Genomic DNA, 19,011 nt, shown 5'->3' on the forward strand with positions numbered 1-19,011 from the left:
AAGGGGGGACGGTTACTCATCCGTAGAGTAGTGGCGGCGCTACGAATCAGCAGTGCGGCGTTTCACACACCTAGGGTGGCTTGCATGACGCCGCGAGATGCTTCAGACGACAGCCGCTGGTCCGATCTGGACCGGCCTCCGCTCAATGCCGCCGCGCTGCGGCGCGGGCTCGTGCAGGAGGGCGGCCTGTGGCGCGAGGTGGAGGTGGTGCAGAGCACCGGTTCCACCAACTCCGACCTGGTCGCCCTGGCGGGCGCGGGCAAGGCGGGCGAGGGTTCGGTCCTGGTCGCCGAGGAGCAGACCGCGGGGCGGGGCCGCCTGGACCGCCAGTGGACCGCTCCGGCCCGCTCCGGCCTCTTCTTCTCCGTGCTGCTGAACCCGGCCGAGGTGCCGGTCGCCCGCTGGGGCTGGCTGCCGCTGATCACCGGGGTCGCCGTGGCGACCGGGCTGTCCCGCTCCGCGGGCGTCGACACGGCACTCAAGTGGCCCAACGACCTGCTCGTGTCCATCGGCGGCGAGGAGCGCAAGGCCGGCGGCGTCCTCGCCGAGCGGGCCGGGGACGGCGGAGTGGTCGTCGGCGTCGGTATCAACGTCACCCTGCGTGAGAACGAACTGCCGGTTCCCCAGGCGGGCTCGCTGGCGCTCGCCGGAGCGGTCAGCACGGACCGCGATCCGCTGCTGAGGGCGATGTTGCGCTCCCTGGAGGAGTGGTACGGCCGCTGGAGGGAGGCCGGCGGCGATCCGGCGGTCAGCGGGCTGCAGGAGACGTACGCGGCGGGCTGCGCGACGCTGGGGAAGACAGTGCGGGCCGAGCTGCCGGGCGACCGGTCGATCACCGGGGAGGCGGTGGCGGTGGATGGCGACGGAAGGCTGGTGATCGCGACGGAGGACGGCGTCCAGGAGCCGGTGGGTGCCGGGGACATCGTGCATCTGAGGCCCCTGTGACCGAGGGTGGATGCACGGCTGCCTGCAGCTGTGCACGACTCCCGGGAGTGAGCTAGGGCACACCTGCCGTACAGTTGAGGCCGGTCGATACCTGACCGTGGCAGATCGGAAGGGCAGCAGGCGTGACCGTCGACGACACGGGCTCCGGCACGGGCGCGGACGGCCGGGTGGACCCCCACGCCGCCGATCCCGGCGAGGACCCGCTCGCCCTGCGCCTGGAACACCTGATCCTCGGCGCCGAGCGGCGCTACACCCCTTTCCAGGCGGCCCGCAGCGCGGGTGTCTCGGTGGAGCTGGCCACCCGTTTCTGGCGGGCCATGGGCTTCGCCGACATCGGGCAGGCCAAGGCGCTCACCGAGGCCGACGTGCTCGCGCTGCGCCGCCTGTCCGGCCTCGTCGAGGCCGGGCTGCTGAGTGAGGCGATGGCCGTGCAGGTGGCCCGCTCCACCGGCCAGACCACGGCCCGTCTGGCGGAGTGGCAGATCGACTCCTTCCTGGAGGGCCTGACCGAGCCCCCGGAACCCGGGATGACCCGCACCGAGGTGACGTACCCGATCGTCGAACTGCTCCTGCCCGAGCTGGAGGAGTTCCTCGTCTACGTCTGGCGGCGCCAGCTCGCCGCCTCGGCCGGGCGGGTCGTGCAGGCCGCCGACGACGAGGAGATGGTCGACCGGCGCCTGGCCGTCGGCTTCGCGGACCTCGTCGGTTTCACCCGCCTCACCCGGCGTATGGAGGAGGAGGAACTCGGCGAGCTCGTCGAGGCCTTCGAGACCACCGCCGCCGACCTGGTCGCCGCGCACGGCGGCCGGCTGGTCAAGACGCTGGGTGACGAAGTGCTCTACGCGGCCGACGACGCCGGGATCGCCGCCGAGATCGCGCTGCGTCTCATAGAGACCATGGCGAACGACGAGACGATGCCGGAGCTGCGCGTCGGCATCGCCTTCGGCACCGTGACCACTCGTATGGGCGATGTCTTCGGTACGACGGTGAACCTCGCCTCCCGGCTGACGTCCATAGCTCCGCGCGACGCCGTCCTGGTCGACGCCGACTTCGCCCAGGAACTCATCCGCACCGGGGAGGCACCGGCCTCCGAGGCCGAGGCGGCGGAAGCCGCCGCGGCGGCGGAGAAGGAGGGGGAGGAGCCTCCGGTGTACCGGTTTGCCCTGCAGCCGATGTGGCAGCGGCCGGTGCGGGGGCTCGGTGTGGTTGAGCCGTGGCTGCTCACGCGGCGGGGCTGAGGGTCCCTCCGGGTGGGGCGTTGGTTGTCCGCGGCGCCGTCGTGGCTGGTCGCGCCCACGCGGCGGAGCCGCATACCGGCACAGCCCCGCGCCCCTTCAGGGCAAGGTCGAGGCCCCGTACACGTTCTCAGTCGGCGGCGGGGTGGTCCACGCACAGGCCGATGACCGGTACGCACAGGCCGGGCTCGTCCGTCTCGCCCGGCTGCTGCGGCGGCGGGGGTGTCGTCCGGCCGGGTGTCGGTGTCGGCCGTGGGGCGGGGGTCGTCGTCGTAGGCGGTTGTCGAGTGGTCGTGGGCGCCGGGGCGTTCGGCGTGACCGGGATTGTCGTGGTGCCCGCAGTGGTCGCCCGGTTCGCCGACGGTGCTGCCTGTTCGGGCGGTACGAGGGTGGCACGCGTCGTCGGTTTCGTGTTCGCGCCGCCCATCGCGTAGGTCGCCGACGGGCTCACCCGGGGGAGGGCCTCGACGGCTGCCACGGCCTTGCTCGACCGGTCGGTGTCGGTGGCCGGGTCCTGGTGGGGGTCCGCCTCCGCGGTGCCGAGTCCGCCGCCCGCCGGATCCGGTGCCATCCGTACGAGGCTCAGCGCGCCGGCGGCGAGGGCCAGCCCGCTGACGGCGAACAGCACCTTGCGGGGGCGGGGCCTGCGATGCCGGCCGCGCCTCACCGATGTCTCCGCCGTCTCCGTCATCGTGACCCCTCCCCGTTGCGCCCGCGCTCCCCTGTGCGCCGTGGCGGACGCACGGTATGCGCTCCCGTGGGCGGTGCGGAGGGAGTTGGGTGGGATGTCACCCGAACGGGGACAACGGGACGAAACCCTGCGATGATCGGGCCGAAGGTTGTTAACCCGCGTTAACCGGAGGGTGTCATGAGCGAGGAGCGGTTCGGGGAGTTCGTGGTGGTGCGGCGGCACGGGCATGTCGCGGAGCTCGTCCTCGACCGGCCCAAGGCCATGAACGCGGTGTCGAGCGAGATGGCGCGGTCGATCGCCGGGGCCTGCGCGGCGCTCGGTGCGGACCGTGACGTACGGGTGGTCGTGGTGACGTCCACGCACGAGCGGGCGTTCTGCGTCGGGGCGGACCTCAAGGAGCGGAACTCCTTCACCGACGCCGATCTGCTGCGGCAGCGGCCGGTCGCGCGGGGCGCCTACACCGGCGTCCTGGAGCTGCCGGTGCCGACGATCGCGGCGGTGCACGGGTTCGCCCTGGGCGGGGGCTTCGAGCTGGCGCTGTCGTGCGACCTGATCGTGGCCGACCGGACCGCCGTGGTGGGGCTGCCGGAGGTGTCGGTGGGCGTCATCCCGGGCGGCGGCGGTACGCAGCTGCTGCCGCGGCGGGTGGGGGCCGCGCGGGCGGCCGAGCTCGTCTTCACCGCGCGGCGTCTGCCGGCCGCGGAGGCACGGGAGTTGGGGCTCGTGGACGAGCTGGTGGAGGAGGGCCGGGACCGGGAGGCGGCGCTCGACCTGGCCGCACGTATCGCCGCGAACTCACCGGTCGGCCTGCGGGCCGCCAAGCGGGCGCTGCGCCTGGGGCACGGGCTCGATCTGCGGGCCGGGCTGGAGGTCGAGGATGCGGCGTGGCGGTCGGTGGCCTTCTCGGGCGACCGGGCGGAGGGAGTGGCGGCGTTCAACGAGAAGCGGAAGCCGCAGTGGCCCGGGGAGTGAAACCGGGGAGCGGCTTCTGAGCGCCGGTCGGCATCACTCAGCCGGTCCGGCGTTTGAGGACGAGGCCCATCGAGGGTCGATCCGGGCCCTGGGGGCAGAGCCCCGAGGGCCGGTCACCCCACCGCCGTATCAAGAGAACAAACCAGTGGAAACCTCCCTAACCTGGAGTAATGGGTGATGACAAACGGCTCGCGGCCGTCGTCGCGCTCGCGCAGGGCATGGCGGCAGCCCACGGCTCGCGCGAGGCGTGGCGTGCGGCGGCGGCCGGGGGGTGCCGGGCGCTGGGCGGGAGCTTCGCCGCGTTGTCGGTGTGGGAGCGGGAGCTCGGCCGGCTGCGGGTCCTCGCCAACGTGGGGGAGCGGGTCGAGGGGGAGGAGGAGTTCCCGGAGGACGAGTCGTACCCCGTGCACCAGTTCCCCGAGATCACCGAGTTCCTGCACGAACGGTGGGCCGGCGGCGGCGAGCCCGACGCATGGGTCGAGACGGCGCACGGGCCCGCAGCGGGCGGCCGCCCCGGCTATGTCCACCAGCGCGTCGCCGCCCTGCGCCGCCGCGGCCGGGGCTGCTGCGTCGTCGCCCCGATCGTGCTGAACGGGCGCGCCTGGGGCGAGCTCTACGTCGCCCGTCCCGCCGGTGCTCCCGTCTTCGACCGGGGCGACGCCGACTTCGCGACCGTTCTGGCCGCCGTGGTCGCCGCCGGGATCGCCCAGGCCGAGCGGCTGGAGGAGGCGAGGCGGCTCGCCTACACGGACGCCCTCACCGGCCTGGCCAACCGCCGCGCCGTCGATGTGAAGCTCGACGAGGCCGTCGAGCGGCACCGCACCGATGGCACCGTCGTCAGCCTCGTCGTCTGCGACCTCAACGGCCTCAAGCGCGTCAACGACACCCAGGGGCATGCCGTCGGCGACCGTCTCCTCGAACGCTTCGGCTCCGTCCTCTCCCTGTGCGGCGCCATGCTCCCCGGCGCGCTCGCCGCCCGCCTCGGCGGCGACGAGTTCTGTCTGCTCTCCGTCGGTCCGTCGGCCGACGAGGCCGTCAAGGCCGCCGGTGAACTCTGCCGTCGCGCCGCCGAGTTGGAGCTCGGCGACGGGGTCGCCTGCGGGGTCGCTTCCACCGAGGATCCCATCGGGCCCGTGCGGTCCTCCCGGCGGCTGTTCCGGCTGGCGGACGCCGCGCAGTACCGGGCGAAGGCGCTCCGCTCGGGGAAGCCGGTCGTGGCGGGGCGGGAGGGTCCCGACGATCCGGTCGTGCGGCTGGCTGACGAGCCTTCGCCGCGGGTGCCGGCCGAGCGGCGGCGGTTCCGGGGGCGTCCGGGGTGACGTGCTGGGGGCCCCGCCCCCAGGCCCCCGTATCGGCCTGAACGGCCTCGCCCTCAAACGCCGGACGGGCCGGAGGGCGCTGTAAGGGGCTTACCCGCGACCCGGTAGTGACATCTTCGTCTTCACTGCGTACGCTCCTGAATATGGATATGCACACTGTGGTGGTGGGGACGTCCGGGGTGACCGCGTCCGACGTTCTCGCCGTGGCACGCGGCGGCGCCCGGGTCGAGCTTTCCGCGGAGGCCGTGGCGGCCCTCGCCGCCGCCCGCGAGATCGTGGACGCGCTGGCGGCCAAGCCCGAGCCCGTCTACGGCGTCAGCACCGGCTTCGGTGCGCTGGCGACCCGGCACATCAGCCAGGAGCTGCGCGCTCAGCTGCAGCGCAACATCGTCCGCTCGCACGCCGCCGGCCTGGGGCCGCGGGTGGAGCGGGAGGTCGTACGGGCCCTGATGTTCCTGCGGCTCAAGACCGTCTGCTCGGGGCACACGGGGGTGCGGCCGGAGGTCGCGCAGACCATGGCCGACGTGCTCAACGCGGGGATCACGCCCGTCGTCCACGAGTACGGCTCCCTGGGCTGCTCCGGTGACCTCGCGCCCCTGTCCCACTGTGCCCTCGCGCTCATGGGCGAAGGGGACGCGGAAGGGCCGGACGGGAGCGTCCGCCCGGCCGGTGAGCTGCTCGCCGAGCACGGGATCGCCCCCGTGGAGCTGCGCGAGAAGGAGGGCCTCGCCCTCCTCAACGGCACCGACGGCATGCTCGGCATGCTGGTCATGGCCCTCGCCGACCTGGACGCCCTCTACAAGTGCGCCGACATCACCGCGGCCCTGTCGCTGGAGGCGCTGCTCGGCACCGACAAGGTGCTGGCACCCGAGCTGCACGCCATCCGCCCGCACCCGGGGCAGGGCGCCTCCGCCGCCAACATGCTGGCCGTGCTGAAGGGTTCAGAGCTCACCGGGCACCACCAGGACGACGCCCCGCGCGTCCAGGACGCCTACTCGGTGCGCTGCGCCCCGCAGGTCGCCGGTGCCGGACGGGACACCATGGCGCACGCCCGGCTCGTCGCCGAGCGCGAGCTGGCGTCGGCCGTGGACAACCCGGTCGTGCTGCCCGACGGGCGCGTCGAGTCCAACGGCAACTTCCACGGCGCTCCGGTGGCGTACGTCCTGGACTTCCTCGCGATCGCCGCCGCGGACCTCGCGTCGATCGCCGAGCGGCGCACCGACCGGCTGCTCGACAAGAACCGCAGCCACGGCCTGCCGCCGTTCCTGGCCGACGACGCCGGGGTCGACTCGGGGCTGATGATCGCCCAGTACACGCAGGCGGCGCTGGTGAGCGAGATGAAGCGGCTGGCCGTACCGGCCTCCGCGGACTCGATCCCCTCCTCCGCCATGCAGGAGGACCACGTCTCCATGGGCTGGTCGGCCGCCCGCAAGTTGCGTACGGCCGTCGACAACCTCACGCGCGTGGTCGCCATCGAGCTGTACGCCGCCACCCGCGCGATCGAACTGCGCGAGGGCCTGACCCCCGCGGCCGCCTCGCAGGCGGCCATCACGGCCGTACGGGCGGCGGGGGTCCAGGGGCCCGGCCCGGACCGGTTCCTCGCCCCCGACCTCGCCGCCGCGGACGCCTTCGTGCGCGACGGGCGTCTGGTCGCCGCGGTGGAGCGCGTGACGGGACCGCTCGCCTGACCGCTCTTACGGGTACGAGGGCCGCCGCTGCCTCCCCCCGGCGGCGGCCCTCCCCGGGCGTCAGCTCCGGCGGAGCACGGCCGCCTGCGCCTTGACGGTCTCGGCGGGGACGCCGTACCTGTCCTTCCTGCCCGCCAGGGCCGCCAGGCTGACCGAGTAGTACGTGGCGACCGTGGCGCCGTGCCGCACCACCTCGCCGTGCACCGTCGTCGTGTCGCCCTCGGTCCTGCCGGTCACGGCGAACGCCGCCGACCCGTCACCGCTGCCGGCGGACTTCGCCCCGGCGACCTTCGTGAAGTTCTGGGTGTCCTGGCCCTTGGCGGCGTCGAGGGCCGCCCCGCTGGTGATGCGCTTCTTCAGCTCGGCCGCGCCGAGCGCCTTCCGCAACCCGTGATGAGGGCGAGCGACAGCGCGCTCACGGCAACCGTGGCGCCCGCACGCACCCTCGATGATCTCTTCAAGCGCGGACTGTGCCGTGTCTGCTGGGCTGCCACCGCGGCGGGCCGCGTCAGGGAAACGCCGAGCGAATTCAAAAACCGAGGCGTTCCCGGCGCACCGAATACGCCACGAACCCGGCGCCGATCCCGAGGAAGAGGGTGCCGCCGACGACGTACGGAGTGGTGTCGGGGCTTCCCGTGTCGGCCAGTTGGGTCCCGGGACCGGAGTTGTCCGTGGTCTCCGTAACGGCCCGCGCCTGCGCTGTGACCTGCGACGTCGGGGTCGCGGAGTGCGCTGTTCTCGCCGGCTCGTCCCCGGTCGCCTTGGCGGAGGGAACGAACCACAGGGCGCACAGGACGGTGCCTGCGGCGGTGGCGGTCAGCAACGGACGACGAGCGGATGACACGGAATATCGATCCCCTTGTGGCGCTGGCGAATTGGCCGTGTGGGGCGATGTTAGTGAAAGGCGCGGGTCACAGGAAAGTCACGGGAGCCCCGGGCCTTACGCTCCGGGCATGAACACTGAAGAGACATCACGTTTTGTCCGCCTTCGGGTGGAACTCGTCCTTGAAATCGAGGACGCCGGCGCCGTGACCAAGGCGGCGCTGCGGCGCCTGGCCGCCGACACCGACCTGCCGGCCGACGAGCGGGTGCGCGTCGAGGGTGCTGTGACGGAAGACACGGCGGAGGCCCTCGCGTATCTCGTCGACCCGTTCGACCTGGTGAGTGAGGTGCCGGGGGTCGACCTCGCACAGGCCTCCTGGTCGAGCGAGCCCGTCGACTACGACCCCGATTCGCCGGATTGGGACCTGGACGAGGATGATGTCGACGAAGACGACGAAGACGAGGGGGCCGACGGCGTCTCCTGAGCGGCTTGGGAAAACGTGACCCCGGGTGGCGACCGCCGTCCGGGGTTTTCTGCGTCCCGAGCCGTGCACCCACCCGTCTCGGCGGACGTGGTGTGCCCCACACCTACGGGATATGTGGAACGGGACCAACCGGTCGTAGCGTTGAAGTTCGTTAACGGGGACTCTCGGGGTTTTTTGGGGATACGGCGACGATGGAGAAGCGTGTGATGACGAACAGTAAGCGGCGCAAGGGCCTGGCGGCCGCGTCCGCACTGCTCGGCGGGGTTCTGGTGCTCTCGGCGTGCTCGGGCGGCAGCGACAAGGCCTCCGGCGGGAACAACGACACCTCGCAGGCCAAGGCCGACGAGGCGGCGGCCAAGAAGTCGTCCGAGGCCGACATCAAGATCACGCCCAAGGATGGCTCCGACAACGCCTCCATCAACAACTCAGCGGCGGTCACCGTCAGCAAGGGCACGCTCACGGGCGTGACCATGACCACCGAGAGCGGCACCGCCGTCGCCGGCACGCTCTCCGCCGACAAGACCAGCTGGAAGCCGAACGCCCAGCTGGAGCGCTCGACCACCTACAAGGTCGCGGCGGTGGCGAAGGACTCCGGCGGTCGCGTCGCGCACGAGAACGCCTCGTTCACCACGGTCGCCCCGGCCAACAGCTTCATAGGCACCTACACACCGGACGACGGCACCACCGTCGGCGTGGGCATGCCGGTGTCGATCAACTTCGACAAGGCGATCGCCAACAAGGCCGCGGTCCAGAAGGGCATCACGGTCTCCTCCAGCAGCGGCCAGCAGGTCGTCGGACACTGGTTCGGCGCCAACCGCCTCGACTTCCGCCCGGAGAACTACTGGAAGGAGAACTCCACCGTCACGCTGAAGCTCGCGCTCGACGGTGTCGAGGGCGCCTCCGGGGTCTACGGCGTGCAGCAGAAGACGGTCACCTTCCACATCGGCCGCAACCAGGTCTCGTACGTCGACGCCAAGACCAAGCAGATGAAGGTCACGCAGGACGGCAAGACGATCAAGACCATCCCGATCTCGGCCGGTTCGCCGGAGCACACGACGTACAACGGCGTCATGGTGATGTCCGAGAAGTACAAGCAGACGCGGATGAACGGTACGACCGTCGGCTTCACGGACAACGACGGCAAGGCCGAGTACGACATCAAGGACGTGCCGCACGCCATCCGCCTCACCAACTCCGGCACCTTCCTGCACGGCAACTACTGGGGCGCGAAGTCCATCTTCGGCTCCGTGAACACCAGCCACGGCTGCGTGGGCCTCTCGGACACCAAGGGCGCCAACGACACGGGCACGGCCGGCTACTGGATGTACAGCCACTCGATCGTCGGTGACGTCGTGGTCATCTCCAACACCGGCGACAAGACGGTCCAGCCGGACAACGGCCTCAACGGCTGGAACCTCAGCTGGGCGGACTGGAAGGCCGGTTCGGCCGTCTGACCCACTGTCGGTTCACAGCTTTCCGATGCCGCCCCCAGGGGCGGCATCGGTGTTTTCCAGCCCTTTCCCCCTCCCGCCACAGGCTTCTCATGCAGCTCTTATGCCGGCCTTATCGAGTCATCACGGGACGTCCCTAGCTTGCGGCGCATGTTCTTCACCTACCTGAGGCGCGAACTGCGCCGCCGCAGAAAGGCGGCCCTCGTCGTCGCCTCCGGTCTTGCCCTCGGCATCGCGCTCGTCATCGTGGTCAGCTCCGTGTCGTCCGGCATGGGCAGGGCGCAGGACAAGGTCCTCCAGTCGCTGTACGGGCTGGGCACGGACATGACGGTCACCAAGGCCGCGACGCCGACGGCGAGCAACTCCCAGCGTCCGCGTTTCCAGTTCGACGCGCGGAACAACGGCGACGACTCCACGCAGAGCAGCGACCGGGTCATCGTGCAGGGCTTCACGACCCTGGCCTCCTCGACCGTCAGCAAGGTCGCGGGCCAGAAGGGCGTCTCGTCCGCGGTGGGCGGGCTGAGCCTCAACGTCGTGAAGGTCGACGGCCAGTTCACCCGCGGGCAGTTCCGGCAGAACCAGAACTCCGGCAACGGCCAGGGCGGTCGCGGCGCGGGCGGTGGCACCGGGCAGCCGCAGGGCGAAGTGCGCGGCGGCGGCGCCAACTTCGACATCAACCAGTACACGGTGTACGGCACCGACGTCACGAAGTCCGCGCTCGGCCCGCTGACCTCGTCGAAGATCACCAGCGGCCGTACCTTCAAGGCGACCGAGACCGATGCCAGGGTCGTCGTGGCGGACTCCGCGTACGCCAAGGAGAAGAAGTACAAGGTCGGTTCGACCGTCACCGTCAAGAGCGTCAAGTTCAAGGTGATCGGCATCGCGACCGCGGACAGCGGTGACGCGGCGGCCAACCTGTACATCCCGCTGCAGCAGGCGCAGACCCTGGCCGGCGAGCAGAACAAGATCACGACGGTCTACGTCAAGGCGACCGACTCCCAGCAGATCGACTCCGTCAAGTCGACCATCCAGAAGAACGTCTCGGGTACGACGGTCACGACGTCGACGGACCTCGCGAAGACGGTCTCCGGCTCACTGTCCACGGCGTCGTCACTCGCCACGAATGTCGGCAAGTGGCTGTCGATCGCGGTGCTGGTGGCCGCCTTCCTGGTCGCGGGGCTGCTGACGTCCTCCGCCGTCTCGCGGCGGGTGCGGGAGTTCGGCACGCTGAAGGCGCTGGGGTGGAGGTCGGGGCGGGTGACCCGGCAGGTCGTGGGTGAGGCCATGGTGAACGGGCTGCTGGGCGGTGCGCTGGGGATAGGGCTGGGGCTGGCGGGGGCGTATGCCGTGACCAGCGTGAGTCCGACGCTGCAGGCGCAGTTGGGCGGCGGGGGCGGCACGGGCGGTTTCGGTGGCGCTGGTGGCGGCTTCGATGGGCCCGGCCGGCGGGCGGCGAAGACGCTGGAGGTTGCGCTGACCGCGCCGGTGAGCGTGACGACGATCGTGCTGGCGGTGGCTCTTGCGGTGGCTGGCGGGCTGATCGCGGGGGCTTTCGGCGGCTGGCGGGCGTCGCGGCTGCGGCCGGCGGACGCGCTTCGCCGCGTCGAGTAGCCCGGCGTCGGCTGTGGCGGAGGGGTGGGATGACGCACGGCACGGCTCAGGAAGAGGCGGCCGGCACGGGCGTACTCGCCGATGGCCGGATGGGGCGCGCAGCCCGGCGCCACGGGATGCCGCCCGCGCCCACCCGTGCCGCCTAGGCGGCACGAATGCCCGCGGCTGACGGGACGAGTGCCCGCAGTCGCGGCCGACCTGGCTGCAGCCGGACCTGAGGGGCGCGGGGAACTGCGCGATCAGCCCCCACTCACCCGCAGCCGAACACGACACGCACGCCCGCCGGAAAAACCACCCAGGAGTCACCATGTACGAACTCAGAAACGTCACCAAGCGCTACACCCGAGGCAAGGACACCGTCCACGCCCTCGACGGCGTCGACCTCTCCATCGCCGACGGCGACCGGCTGGTCATCCAAGGCCCCACCGGCGGCGGCAAGTCCACCCTCCTCCAGATGCTCGGTGGCCTTGACCGGCCCACCGAAGGTGAAGTCGTCCTCGACGGCACCGACCTGGCCAGGCTCTCCGAAGCCAAGCTCACCAACGTCCGCAGCGAGAACATCGGTTTCGTCTTCCAGAGCTTCAACCTCATCCCGACGCTCACCGCCCAGGAGAACGTCGAGACAGCCCTCGTACCCCTCGGGGTGAAGGCGAAGGAGCGGCGCGAACGCGCCGCCGAGGCGCTGACCTCGGTCGGTCTCGGCGAGCGGCTGGGACACCTGCCCGGCGAGATGTCCGGAGGACAGCAGCAGCGCGTCGCCATAGCCAGAGCACTCGTCAAGCAGCCGAAGGTACTGCTCGCCGACGAACCCACCGGAAATCTCGACGAGTCGATGCGCGACGAGATCATGGAGGTCCTGGAGCGCATGTGGAAGGAGCTCGGGCTGACGTTCATCATGGTCACGCACGACTCCGCGATCGCGAAGAAGGCCCCGCGGCTGGCGACGATCCGCAAGGGCAGGCTCACCGTCAAGGAGAACGCGGGCGCGTGACCGCGCGGGACGGCACGGACGCGGCCACCGTTGTGTCGGCGGCCGCGTGGCCCCGGGGGAGGGCATGACCGGCCCGGCGTCCGCGCAGCCGGAGCAGTCGACGAATGCTCCGCAGACCTGGAGGACGAGGCCGTTCAGGCCGACGGCGCCGAATGCCCCGCCCTGGTGGCGTCGGCGCCCCAGCTGGCCAGCAGGCGCAACGCGTCCGCCGACGCGGACCCCGGCTCGGCGTGGTACGTCAGCAGCGCCTGACCGTCGTCGTCCGCCGACCGGAACGACTCGAAGTTGAGCGTCAGGTCGCCGACCAGGGGGTGGTGCAGGTGCTTGACGCCGTAGCCCTTCTCCTTGACGTCGTGCGTGGCCCACAGCCGTCTGAACTCCTCGCTCTTCACGGACAGTTCGCCCACCAGGGCGGACAGCCGCGGGTCGTCCGGATAGCAGCCCGCGTCCATCCGCAGGAAGCTGACCACGTCGCTCGCCTTCTGCTCCCAGTCGAAGAACAGCTCGCGGTACTGCGGCCTCAGGAACACCAGCCGCGCCCAGTTCCGCTCCTGCGCCGGCAGCTCCCCCCAGTCGCCGAAGACGGCCGCCGCCATCCGGTTCCACGCCAGGATGTCGGAGCGCCGCCCGGAGATGTACGCCGGCACCCCGTCCATCGAGTCCAGCAGCTGCAGCAGCGTCCCCCGCACCTGCTGCGACCGCGCCGCCGGCTTCTTCTTGTGCTGCTTCGGCTTCGCGAGGTGCGTCAGGTGCGCGTGCTCGGCGTCCGACAGCCTCAGCGCCCGCGCGATGGAGTCGAGCACCTCCGCCGACACGTTCCGCCCGTTGCCCTGCTCAAGCCGCGTGTAGTACGCCACCGAGACCCCCGCAAGCTGCGCCAGCTCCTCGCGGCGCAGCCCGGGCACCCGCCGGTGCCGCCCGAAGTCCGGCAGCCCCACGTCCTCCGGCTTCAGCCGGGCCCGCCGGGTGCGCAGGAACTCGCTGAGCTCGGCACGCCGGTCCAGAGCCCCGGCGGGCTCGTGTGCGGGTTCGGGCTGTTCGTCCATGCCTCAAGTATTCACCGTCGTACGCACACCATCCTGACCCCGCCAGTGGTAGGCACAGCGGACGTACGCACGAGCGTGGGCTGGGTGAAGTCCGTACGGTCCGGCATGCTGGACAACACGCCCGGTCAGAAGGCAGCCGGGCGCGTAACCACTGCTAGGAGACCCCTCGGCATGACCACTGTCGCCGCTTACGCCGTCCCCGCCGCGAAGGCTCCGCTGGAGCGCACCACCATCGAGCGCCGCGAGGTCGGTGAGTTCGACGTCCTGATCGACATCAAGTTCGCCGGTATCTGCCACTCCGACATCCACCAGGCACGGGAGGGCTGGGGCGAGGCGATCTTCCCGATGGTCCCCGGCCACGAGATCGCGGGCATCGTCTCCGAGGTCGGCGCGGGCGTGACCAGGCACCAGGTCGGCGACCGGGTGGGCGTCGGCTGCCTGGTCGACTCCTGCCGTGAGTGCGAGAGCTGCAAGGCCGGCGAGGAGCAGTACTGCACCGGCGGCAACGTCGGCACGTACAACTCCATCGGCAAGGACGGCGAGCCCACCTACGGCGGCTACGCGGAGAAGGTCGTCGTCGACGAGAACTTCGTCGTCCGCATTCCCGACGCCCTCTCGCTGGACGTGGCCGCGCCGCTCCTGTGCGCCGGCATCACCACCTACTCCCCGCTGAAGCACTGGAACGCCGGCCCCGGCAAGAAGGTCGCCGTCCTCGGCATGGGCGGTCTCGGCCACATGGGCGTCAAGATCGCCCACGCGCTCGGCGCCGAGGTCACGGTGCTCTCGCAGTCCCTGCGCAAGAAGGACGACGGCCTCAAGCTGGGCGCCGACCACTACTACGCGACCAGCGACGAGCAGACCTTCAAGGACCTGCAGGGCTCCTTCGACCTGATCCTCTCCACGGTCTCGGCCCCGCTCGACTTCGGCGCGTTCCTGTCGCTGCTGAAGCGGGACGGCGCGCTGGTGAACGTCGGCGCCCCCGAGGAGCCGATCGCCCTCAACCTCTTCTCGGTGATCGCCGGCCGCAAGACCCTCGCCGGCTCCATGATCGGCGGTATCGCCGAGACCCAGGAGATGCTCGACTTCTGCGCCGAGCACGGCTTCGGCGCCGAGATCGAGGTGATCAGTGCGGACCAGATCAACGAGGCGTACGAGCGGGTGCTGTCGAGCGACGTCCGGTACCGCTTCGTGATCGACACGGAGACGATCTGACAGCCCTGACAGCCCTGACAGCCCTGACAGCCCTGACAGCCCTGACAGCCCTGACAGCTCTGTCAGTTCTGACAGCTCAGACACTCTGATCGATGCGATCGAGGGGCCCCGGCGCAGGGTTACGCCGGGGCCCCTCGGCGTGTGGCGGTGCGCCGCCCCAGCGACCACAGCCGATACCCCCCCGCCGACTGGCGAAGTGAGCGCGCCGACCGGGATCTCCAGCGGCGGCAGCAGGGTGCGCGCGACGAGATCGGCGGCGACGAGGACGACCGCCCCGGTCAACGCGGCGTCAAGAAGCGGCAGTCGGGGCGTACGGGTGAACCGCCGGGCCAGCGGGGCGGTGAGCGCCACGAACCCGATCGGCCCCGCCACCCCCGTGGCCGTAGCGGCGAGCACGACACCGAGCACGACACCGGGCACGGTGACACCGAGCCGCACCCGGTCCACCCGCACCCCGAGGCCGGCCGCGGTGCCGGGGTCGAGCCCCAGCGGCCGCCGCACCCGGCCCGCCCACACCGGCGCGGGCAACGACACCAGCGGTACGGCGCCCAGGGGCCCCGCTTGCTCCCGGCCCCGCCCGGTCAGAAGGCAAGCCTTACCTATCTGCCCGTCGGAGTATCTTGGGCATGAGGAGGCCCACACGATGAACGTGCAGCTGAACCACACCATCGTCGCCGCGCACGACAAGAAGGCCTCGGCCCAGTTCCTCGCCGACATCCTGGGGCTGGAACCGAGCCCGCAGTTCGGCCCCTTCATCCCCGTCGAGATCCCGAACGGCGTGACCCTCGACTACATGGAGACGGACGGCGACATCACGCCGCAGCACTACGCGTTCCTGGTGTCCGAGGGCGACTTCGACACCATCTTCAGCCGCATCCAGGACGCGGGACTGCCCTACTGGGCGGACCCGTACCACCACCGCCGCGGCGAGATCAACCACAACGACGGCGGGCGGGGCGCCTACTTCGACGACCCCAACGGCCACAACCTGGAGATCATCACCAGGCCGTACGGCAGCGGGAGCTGACCTCGGCCCCGGCCGAGAAACCTGCGTGCGGGATGACGAACTCGGCGGGAACAGACGGCAGTTGGTCCAGGCATGCGGTGAACGCCTCCTGATGAGCGGGCGTCAGCCCACCACAAACCAGAAGCGCCTGTCACATCACCGCGCCGCACCGCGTCATAGCGGCGAAGGCAAGACGGCAGACGCTTCGGAACCGCGGCTCCGGGCGTCACGGGATCTGGAGCAGTGCATCATGACGGCCCCCACCCTGGTCACGGGCGGCACCGGCACCCTGGGCGGCCATGTGGTCCCCCTTCTGGCCATGTGGTCCCCCTTCTGCAGTCGGCCGGCCGCGGGGTGCGGGTGCTGAGCCGGAGCGCCCGTCCCGCCGCGGACGGCGTCGAGTACGTCAGCGCCGACCTCCTGGAGGGGGAGGGCATCGAGGCCGCCGTCTCCGGCACGGACACCGTCCTGCACCCCGCGGGCGGTCAGAAGGGAGACGACCGGCGACCCGCAACCTCCTACGGGCGGCGCAGGCTTCGGGCGTACGGCACCCACGACCTCACTCCGACGATGGCGGAGAAGCTGACCAGGCTGCCCGTGCTCCCGGCCCCGGGCGGCCTTCGCCTCCAGCCGGTCGACTCCCGCGAAGTGGCCGCCCGACTGGTGGAGTTGACCCTGGGCGAGCCCGCCGGCCTGGTCCCGGACATGGCAGGCCCCAGGCTCTACGACCTCCCCGCCCTGGTCCGTCCGTACCTCGAACTCCGCGGCAGGCGCCCACGTCCGAAGCTGCCCGTCCGCATCCCGGGGAAGGCGGGGCGGGCGTACCGGGCGGGGGAGAACCTCACACTGGTGGGCGCGGAGGTCGGGAAGCGGACGTGGGAGGAATTCCTGGCGGAGCGACTGTGATCCGTACCGATCGGTTCTCTCAAGCCCGCAGCCCCACGAGACCGTCGTAGGCGGACATGACGATCTCCAACCCCCGGTTGTCATGGGCGGGTTCGCGCATCTGGTTCGTCACGTACGCCACCACCAGGCGGGCCTCGGGTTCGATCATCACCAGCGAGCCGCCCCAACCGCCCCATCCGTAGGTGTTGCCGAAGAGCCCGTAGCCCAGGCCCCAGCGCACGGGCATGCCCAGCACCCGGTCGTCGCCGCTGAACTGCTCCTCCCAGGCGCGGTCGCGCCCTGCCTGCGACAGCAGCCGCACTCCGCGCAGCGTCCCGCCGCAGGCCATCGCCGACTGCACGAGCGCGACCGACCGTGCGTTGCCGAATCCGCTCGCCGCCGGGATCTGCGCACGGCGCCAGGCCACGCTGTTGCCGTCCCGGACCCGGAGGGGGGTCCCGGCGGCGGGGGCCGACCCCCTGCCGGGCGCGCTCGCGGTGTACTCCTCGTCGTGTCCCGGCGGCGGCACCGTGAGCGCCACGCGCCGGTCGTGCTCGGCGGCCAGCCCGATGTGGAAGTCGGCCCCCAGCGGCCCGGTGATCTCGTCCGCGAGGAACTCCCCCACGCTCCGCCCGCTGATCCGCCGGACGACCTCGCCCACGAGGAACCCCTGGGTGAGCGAGTGGTAGCCGGCCGCGCTGCCCGGTTCCCACTGCGGCGCCTGCGCGGCGAGCCGCGCCGTGGCGGCCGGCCAGTCGTAGATCTCCTCGACGGGCCCGTCCCAGTCGGGCAGGCCCGCGGTGTGCGAGAGCAGATGCCGTACCAGGACCCGCTCCTTGCCCGCCGCGGCGAACTCCGGCCAGTACACGGCCACGGGCGCATCCGGGTCGAGCTCGCCACGGTCGGCCAGGACGAGCGCGCACAGCGCCGTCATGGTCTTGGTGACGGAGTAGACGTTGACGATCGTGTCCCGCTCCCAGGGCACCGTCCGCTCCGTGTCGGCGAACCCTCCCCACACGTCCACCACCGGCTCGCCGTCCACGAAGACGGCCACCGAGCCGCCTGTGTCCCCGGCGTCCAGCAGCTCCGCCAGTGCATTCGGCACCGCGGCGAACAGACCGTCGTACGAGCCCTGAATGTCAGCCATGCGTGGCATTAGCCCGCATCGGCACACGACGCGGCAACTGAATTTGCGGCCGTCCGCCGGCGCTCGTCGAGCGGGCGGCCGGATGCGTCCGACGGACGCGGATGGGCCGGGAGTCCGTCCGCCGCAGGGTACGGGCACTCCTGCGGGATCAGCCGGGCCGCCGCATCGAGGCCGCCGCTGTCTGCGTACGCGTCTGTCTCCCGTGCGAGTGGGGTCACATCACTGAAGGAGACCGTCCACTCGTCCGCATACCGTCGTACGGCCTCACCTGTATCCCCGGGGCGCCGGGGGAGAGACATAATCCGGGCGTGACAGTCACTGCCCGGCAGCTCGCCCTGGCCACCCTGGACCGTCAGCTCCTGCTCGAACGCCAACGCCTCGATGTGACGGAGACGGTTCGCCGGATCTGTGCTCTCCAGGCGCAGACGCCGGCATCGCCGTATCTGGCGTTGTGGAATCGCGTGCAGGACTTCGCGCCCGAGGATCTCGACGCGGCGTTCACGGACCGCCGGATCGTGAAGGCAACCCTCATGCGGCTCACGCTGCATGCCGTCCATGCCGAGGACTACGCGCCCTATCGCTCCGCCATGCTCAGCACTCTGCGGGCGTCGCGGCTGTACGACCGGCGTTTCACCGCGACAGGACTGTCCCCCACCGACGCCGACGCGCTGCTCCACGAACTCGCCGGGTTCCTGGAGCAGCCCCGCACCGGCGCCGAGGTGGAGGACCACGTCAAGGGGACGTTCGGCGAGCACGCGCACCGTGTGTGGTGGGCGCTGCGCACGTACGCGCCCGTGCATCATGTGCCCACGGGCGGCCCGTGGTCGTTCACCACGCCGAACAGCTACCGGGTCTCCCCAACCGCCCCTGGACCCGTTCCGGCAGAATCGGACGCTGGGGTTCAGCGACTGCTGCTGTCCTACCTACGGGCGTTCGGGCCGGCGTCGGCCCGGGACTTCGCCCGGTTCACCCTGCTGACGAGTCCCGTCATAACCGAGGCGCTGCACAAGCTCGGCGACCGGGTGGTACCAGTGGCCGGGCCCGGCCGCGCCGCCCTGTTCGACCTTGTGGACGCCACCCTGCCCGCGGAGGACACCCCGGCGCCCGCGAGGCTGCTGCCGATGTGGGACAGCACGCTGTTGGCCCACGTGGTCCCCGGTCGTGTCATGCCCGAGGAATACCGGCCCCTGGTCGTCCGGCGCAATGGCGACGTGCTGCCCTGTCTGCTCGTCGACGGGCAGGTCGCCGGAGTATGGCGTGCCGTGGGCGGCGGGCTGGAGTTGACCACCTTCCGAAAACTCGACAAGGCAGCGTGGCAAGGTCTGACGGAGGAGGCGCAGAGGCTGTCGGCATTTCTCGTCAACCGCGATCCGTCTGTCTACCGGCGTTACGGACATTGGTGGGACAAGGGGTTTCCCGCTGTCGAGAGCATGACGGTCACGGGCTGACGGCGCTGCCGGGTTGCCCGTCTGCCTCCGGGACTTCGTCCGCGGTGAGACGTACGG

The 19,011-nt window shown here is 71.2% G+C and carries 18 protein-coding genes and 1 pseudogene; 13 read left to right on the forward strand and 6 right to left on the reverse strand.

Features of this window, described 5'->3' with window-relative positions; translation table 11 throughout:
* Positions 1-84 precede the first annotated feature (84 nt).
* Together LJ657_RS07740 and LJ657_RS07745 are read left to right on the forward strand one after the other, a co-directional pair.
* On the forward strand, positions 85-945 hold the full coding sequence (locus tag LJ657_RS07740) for a biotin--[acetyl-CoA-carboxylase] ligase (protein WP_232647643.1): 861 nt from the start codon (positions 85-87) through the stop codon (positions 943-945).
* Positions 946-1,067: 122 nt separating this feature from the next.
* Entirely contained in the window at positions 1,068-2,183 is a 1,116-nt protein-coding gene (locus tag LJ657_RS07745; protein ID WP_115906251.1) for an adenylate/guanylate cyclase domain-containing protein, read from the forward strand.
* Positions 2,184-2,310: 127 nt separating this feature from the next.
* Here LJ657_RS07745 and LJ657_RS07750 read toward each other — a convergent pair whose 3' ends face one another.
* A complete protein-coding gene (locus LJ657_RS07750; protein WP_232647644.1) occupies positions 2,311-2,871 on the reverse strand; it encodes a hypothetical protein in 561 nt (186 codons plus the stop codon).
* A 177-nt stretch (positions 2,872-3,048) separates the two neighbouring features.
* On the opposite strand from LJ657_RS07750, the gene LJ657_RS07755 reads away from it, so the two are divergent.
* The 3 genes from LJ657_RS07755 to hutH all read left to right on the forward strand — a co-directional run bounded on the left by LJ657_RS07755 (position 3,049) and on the right by hutH (position 6,850).
* Positions 3,049-3,843, forward strand: a complete 795-nt coding sequence (locus LJ657_RS07755) for an enoyl-CoA hydratase/isomerase family protein (RefSeq protein ID WP_232647645.1) — start codon at positions 3,049-3,051, stop codon at positions 3,841-3,843.
* 170 nt (positions 3,844-4,013) lie between these two features.
* Positions 4,014-5,162 carry a GGDEF domain-containing protein gene (locus tag LJ657_RS07760; protein ID WP_232647646.1) on the forward strand — a complete coding sequence of 383 codons (1,149 nt, stop codon included), beginning with the start codon at positions 4,014-4,016 and terminating at the stop codon, positions 5,160-5,162.
* A 149-nt stretch (positions 5,163-5,311) separates the two neighbouring features.
* Positions 5,312-6,850 carry a histidine ammonia-lyase gene (hutH, locus tag LJ657_RS07765; protein WP_232647965.1) on the forward strand — a complete coding sequence of 513 codons (1,539 nt, stop codon included), beginning with the start codon at positions 5,312-5,314 and terminating at the stop codon, positions 6,848-6,850.
* 60 nt (positions 6,851-6,910) lie between these two features.
* Here the strand turns inward: hutH and LJ657_RS07770 are convergent, their stop codons facing one another.
* Positions 6,911-7,237 carry a hypothetical protein gene (locus LJ657_RS07770; RefSeq protein ID WP_232647647.1) on the reverse strand — a complete coding sequence of 109 codons (327 nt, stop codon included), beginning with the start codon at positions 7,235-7,237 and terminating at the stop codon, positions 6,911-6,913.
* Positions 7,238-7,379: 142 nt separating this feature from the next.
* Positions 7,380-7,694 (reverse strand): hypothetical protein, encoded by a 315-nt coding sequence (locus LJ657_RS07775; RefSeq protein WP_232647648.1) that lies wholly within the window; start codon positions 7,692-7,694, stop codon positions 7,380-7,382.
* Between the two features lie 109 nt (positions 7,695-7,803).
* Here LJ657_RS07775 and LJ657_RS07780 point away from each other — a divergent pair, with 109 nt between their 5' ends.
* From LJ657_RS07780 to LJ657_RS07795, 4 genes are all read left to right on the forward strand, one after another.
* Positions 7,804-8,157, forward strand: a complete 354-nt coding sequence (locus LJ657_RS07780) for a hypothetical protein (RefSeq protein ID WP_232647649.1) — start codon at positions 7,804-7,806, stop codon at positions 8,155-8,157.
* A 206-nt stretch (positions 8,158-8,363) separates the two neighbouring features.
* The gene (locus LJ657_RS07785) at positions 8,364-9,611 is read left to right on the forward strand and encodes a L,D-transpeptidase (protein ID WP_232647650.1); all 1,248 of its coding nucleotides are present in this window, start codon (positions 8,364-8,366) and stop codon (positions 9,609-9,611) included.
* 147 nt (positions 9,612-9,758) lie between these two features.
* The gene (locus LJ657_RS07790; protein ID WP_232647651.1) at positions 9,759-11,219 is read left to right on the forward strand and encodes an ABC transporter permease; all 1,461 of its coding nucleotides are present in this window, start codon (positions 9,759-9,761) and stop codon (positions 11,217-11,219) included.
* Positions 11,220-11,526: 307 nt separating this feature from the next.
* Complete coding sequence (locus LJ657_RS07795) at positions 11,527-12,210, forward strand: ABC transporter ATP-binding protein (protein WP_232647652.1); 684 nt, start codon at positions 11,527-11,529, stop codon at positions 12,208-12,210.
* Positions 12,211-12,344: 134 nt separating this feature from the next.
* On the opposite strand, the gene LJ657_RS07800 is transcribed toward LJ657_RS07795, so the two are convergent.
* The gene (locus tag LJ657_RS07800; protein ID WP_232647653.1) at positions 12,345-13,256 is read right to left on the reverse strand and encodes a helix-turn-helix domain-containing protein; all 912 of its coding nucleotides are present in this window, start codon (positions 13,254-13,256) and stop codon (positions 12,345-12,347) included.
* Between the two features lie 171 nt (positions 13,257-13,427).
* Here LJ657_RS07800 and LJ657_RS07805 point away from each other — a divergent pair, with 171 nt between their 5' ends.
* Positions 13,428-14,468 (forward strand): NAD(P)-dependent alcohol dehydrogenase, encoded by a 1,041-nt coding sequence (locus LJ657_RS07805; protein WP_232647654.1) that lies wholly within the window; start codon positions 13,428-13,430, stop codon positions 14,466-14,468.
* Positions 14,469-14,708: 240 nt separating this feature from the next.
* On the opposite strand, the pseudogene LJ657_RS07810 reads toward LJ657_RS07805, so the two are convergent.
* Positions 14,709-15,224 (reverse strand): annotated as a pseudogene (locus LJ657_RS07810) (iron chelate uptake ABC transporter family permease subunit); the annotation flags it as partial.
* Here LJ657_RS07810 and LJ657_RS07815 point away from each other — a divergent pair.
* Positions 15,112-15,495: a VOC family protein gene (locus tag LJ657_RS07815; protein ID WP_232647655.1), complete on the forward strand. Its 384-nt coding sequence runs from the start codon at positions 15,112-15,114 to the stop codon at positions 15,493-15,495. The pseudogene LJ657_RS07810 and the gene LJ657_RS07815 sit on opposite strands and share 113 nt — an antisense overlap.
* Before the next feature lie 300 nt (positions 15,496-15,795).
* Positions 15,796-16,380 carry an SDR family oxidoreductase gene (locus tag LJ657_RS07820; RefSeq protein WP_308117016.1) on the forward strand — a complete coding sequence of 195 codons (585 nt, stop codon included), beginning with the start codon at positions 15,796-15,798 and terminating at the stop codon, positions 16,378-16,380.
* A 19-nt stretch (positions 16,381-16,399) separates the two neighbouring features.
* On the opposite strand, the gene LJ657_RS07825 is transcribed toward LJ657_RS07820, so the two are convergent.
* Complete coding sequence (locus tag LJ657_RS07825) at positions 16,400-17,506, reverse strand: serine hydrolase domain-containing protein (RefSeq protein WP_232647656.1); 1,107 nt, start codon at positions 17,504-17,506, stop codon at positions 16,400-16,402.
* A gap of 308 nt (positions 17,507-17,814) precedes the next feature.
* Here LJ657_RS07825 and LJ657_RS07835 point away from each other — a divergent pair, with 308 nt between their 5' ends.
* Positions 17,815-18,954 carry a winged helix DNA-binding domain-containing protein gene (locus LJ657_RS07835; protein WP_232647657.1) on the forward strand — a complete coding sequence of 380 codons (1,140 nt, stop codon included), beginning with the start codon at positions 17,815-17,817 and terminating at the stop codon, positions 18,952-18,954.
* Positions 18,955-19,011 lie beyond the last annotated feature (57 nt).

It is taken from the genome of Streptomyces guryensis, from assembly GCF_021261325.1.
Taxonomy (GTDB): Bacteria; Actinomycetota; Actinomycetes; order Streptomycetales; family Streptomycetaceae; genus Streptomyces; species Streptomyces guryensis.

Excerpts from the sequence above, each read along its gene's own strand:
- hutH (WP_232647965.1), top strand. The coding sequence starts at position 5,312 with ATGCACACTGTGGTGGTGGGGACGTCCGGGGTGACCGCGTCCGACGTT.
- LJ657_RS07805 (WP_232647654.1), top strand. The coding sequence starts at position 13,428 with ATGACCACTGTCGCCGCTTACGCCGTCCCCGCCGCGAAGGCTCCGCTG.
- LJ657_RS07825 (WP_232647656.1), bottom strand. The coding sequence starts at position 17,506 with ATGGCTGACATTCAGGGCTCGTACGACGGTCTGTTCGCCGCGGTGCCG.
- LJ657_RS07790 (WP_232647651.1), top strand. The coding sequence starts at position 9,759 with ATGTTCTTCACCTACCTGAGGCGCGAACTGCGCCGCCGCAGAAAGGCG.
- LJ657_RS07800 (WP_232647653.1), bottom strand. The coding sequence starts at position 13,256 with ATGGACGAACAGCCCGAACCCGCACACGAGCCCGCCGGGGCTCTGGAC.
- LJ657_RS07750 (WP_232647644.1), bottom strand. The coding sequence starts at position 2,871 with ATGACGGAGACGGCGGAGACATCGGTGAGGCGCGGCCGGCATCGCAGG.
- LJ657_RS07760 (WP_232647646.1), top strand. The coding sequence starts at position 4,014 with ATGGGTGATGACAAACGGCTCGCGGCCGTCGTCGCGCTCGCGCAGGGC.
- LJ657_RS07795 (WP_232647652.1), top strand. The coding sequence starts at position 11,527 with ATGTACGAACTCAGAAACGTCACCAAGCGCTACACCCGAGGCAAGGAC.
- LJ657_RS07755 (WP_232647645.1), top strand. The coding sequence starts at position 3,049 with ATGAGCGAGGAGCGGTTCGGGGAGTTCGTGGTGGTGCGGCGGCACGGG.
- LJ657_RS07815 (WP_232647655.1), top strand. The coding sequence starts at position 15,112 with ATGAACGTGCAGCTGAACCACACCATCGTCGCCGCGCACGACAAGAAG.
- LJ657_RS07740 (WP_232647643.1), top strand. The coding sequence starts at position 85 with ATGACGCCGCGAGATGCTTCAGACGACAGCCGCTGGTCCGATCTGGAC.
- LJ657_RS07780 (WP_232647649.1), top strand. The coding sequence starts at position 7,804 with ATGAACACTGAAGAGACATCACGTTTTGTCCGCCTTCGGGTGGAACTC.
- LJ657_RS07785 (WP_232647650.1), top strand. The coding sequence starts at position 8,364 with ATGACGAACAGTAAGCGGCGCAAGGGCCTGGCGGCCGCGTCCGCACTG.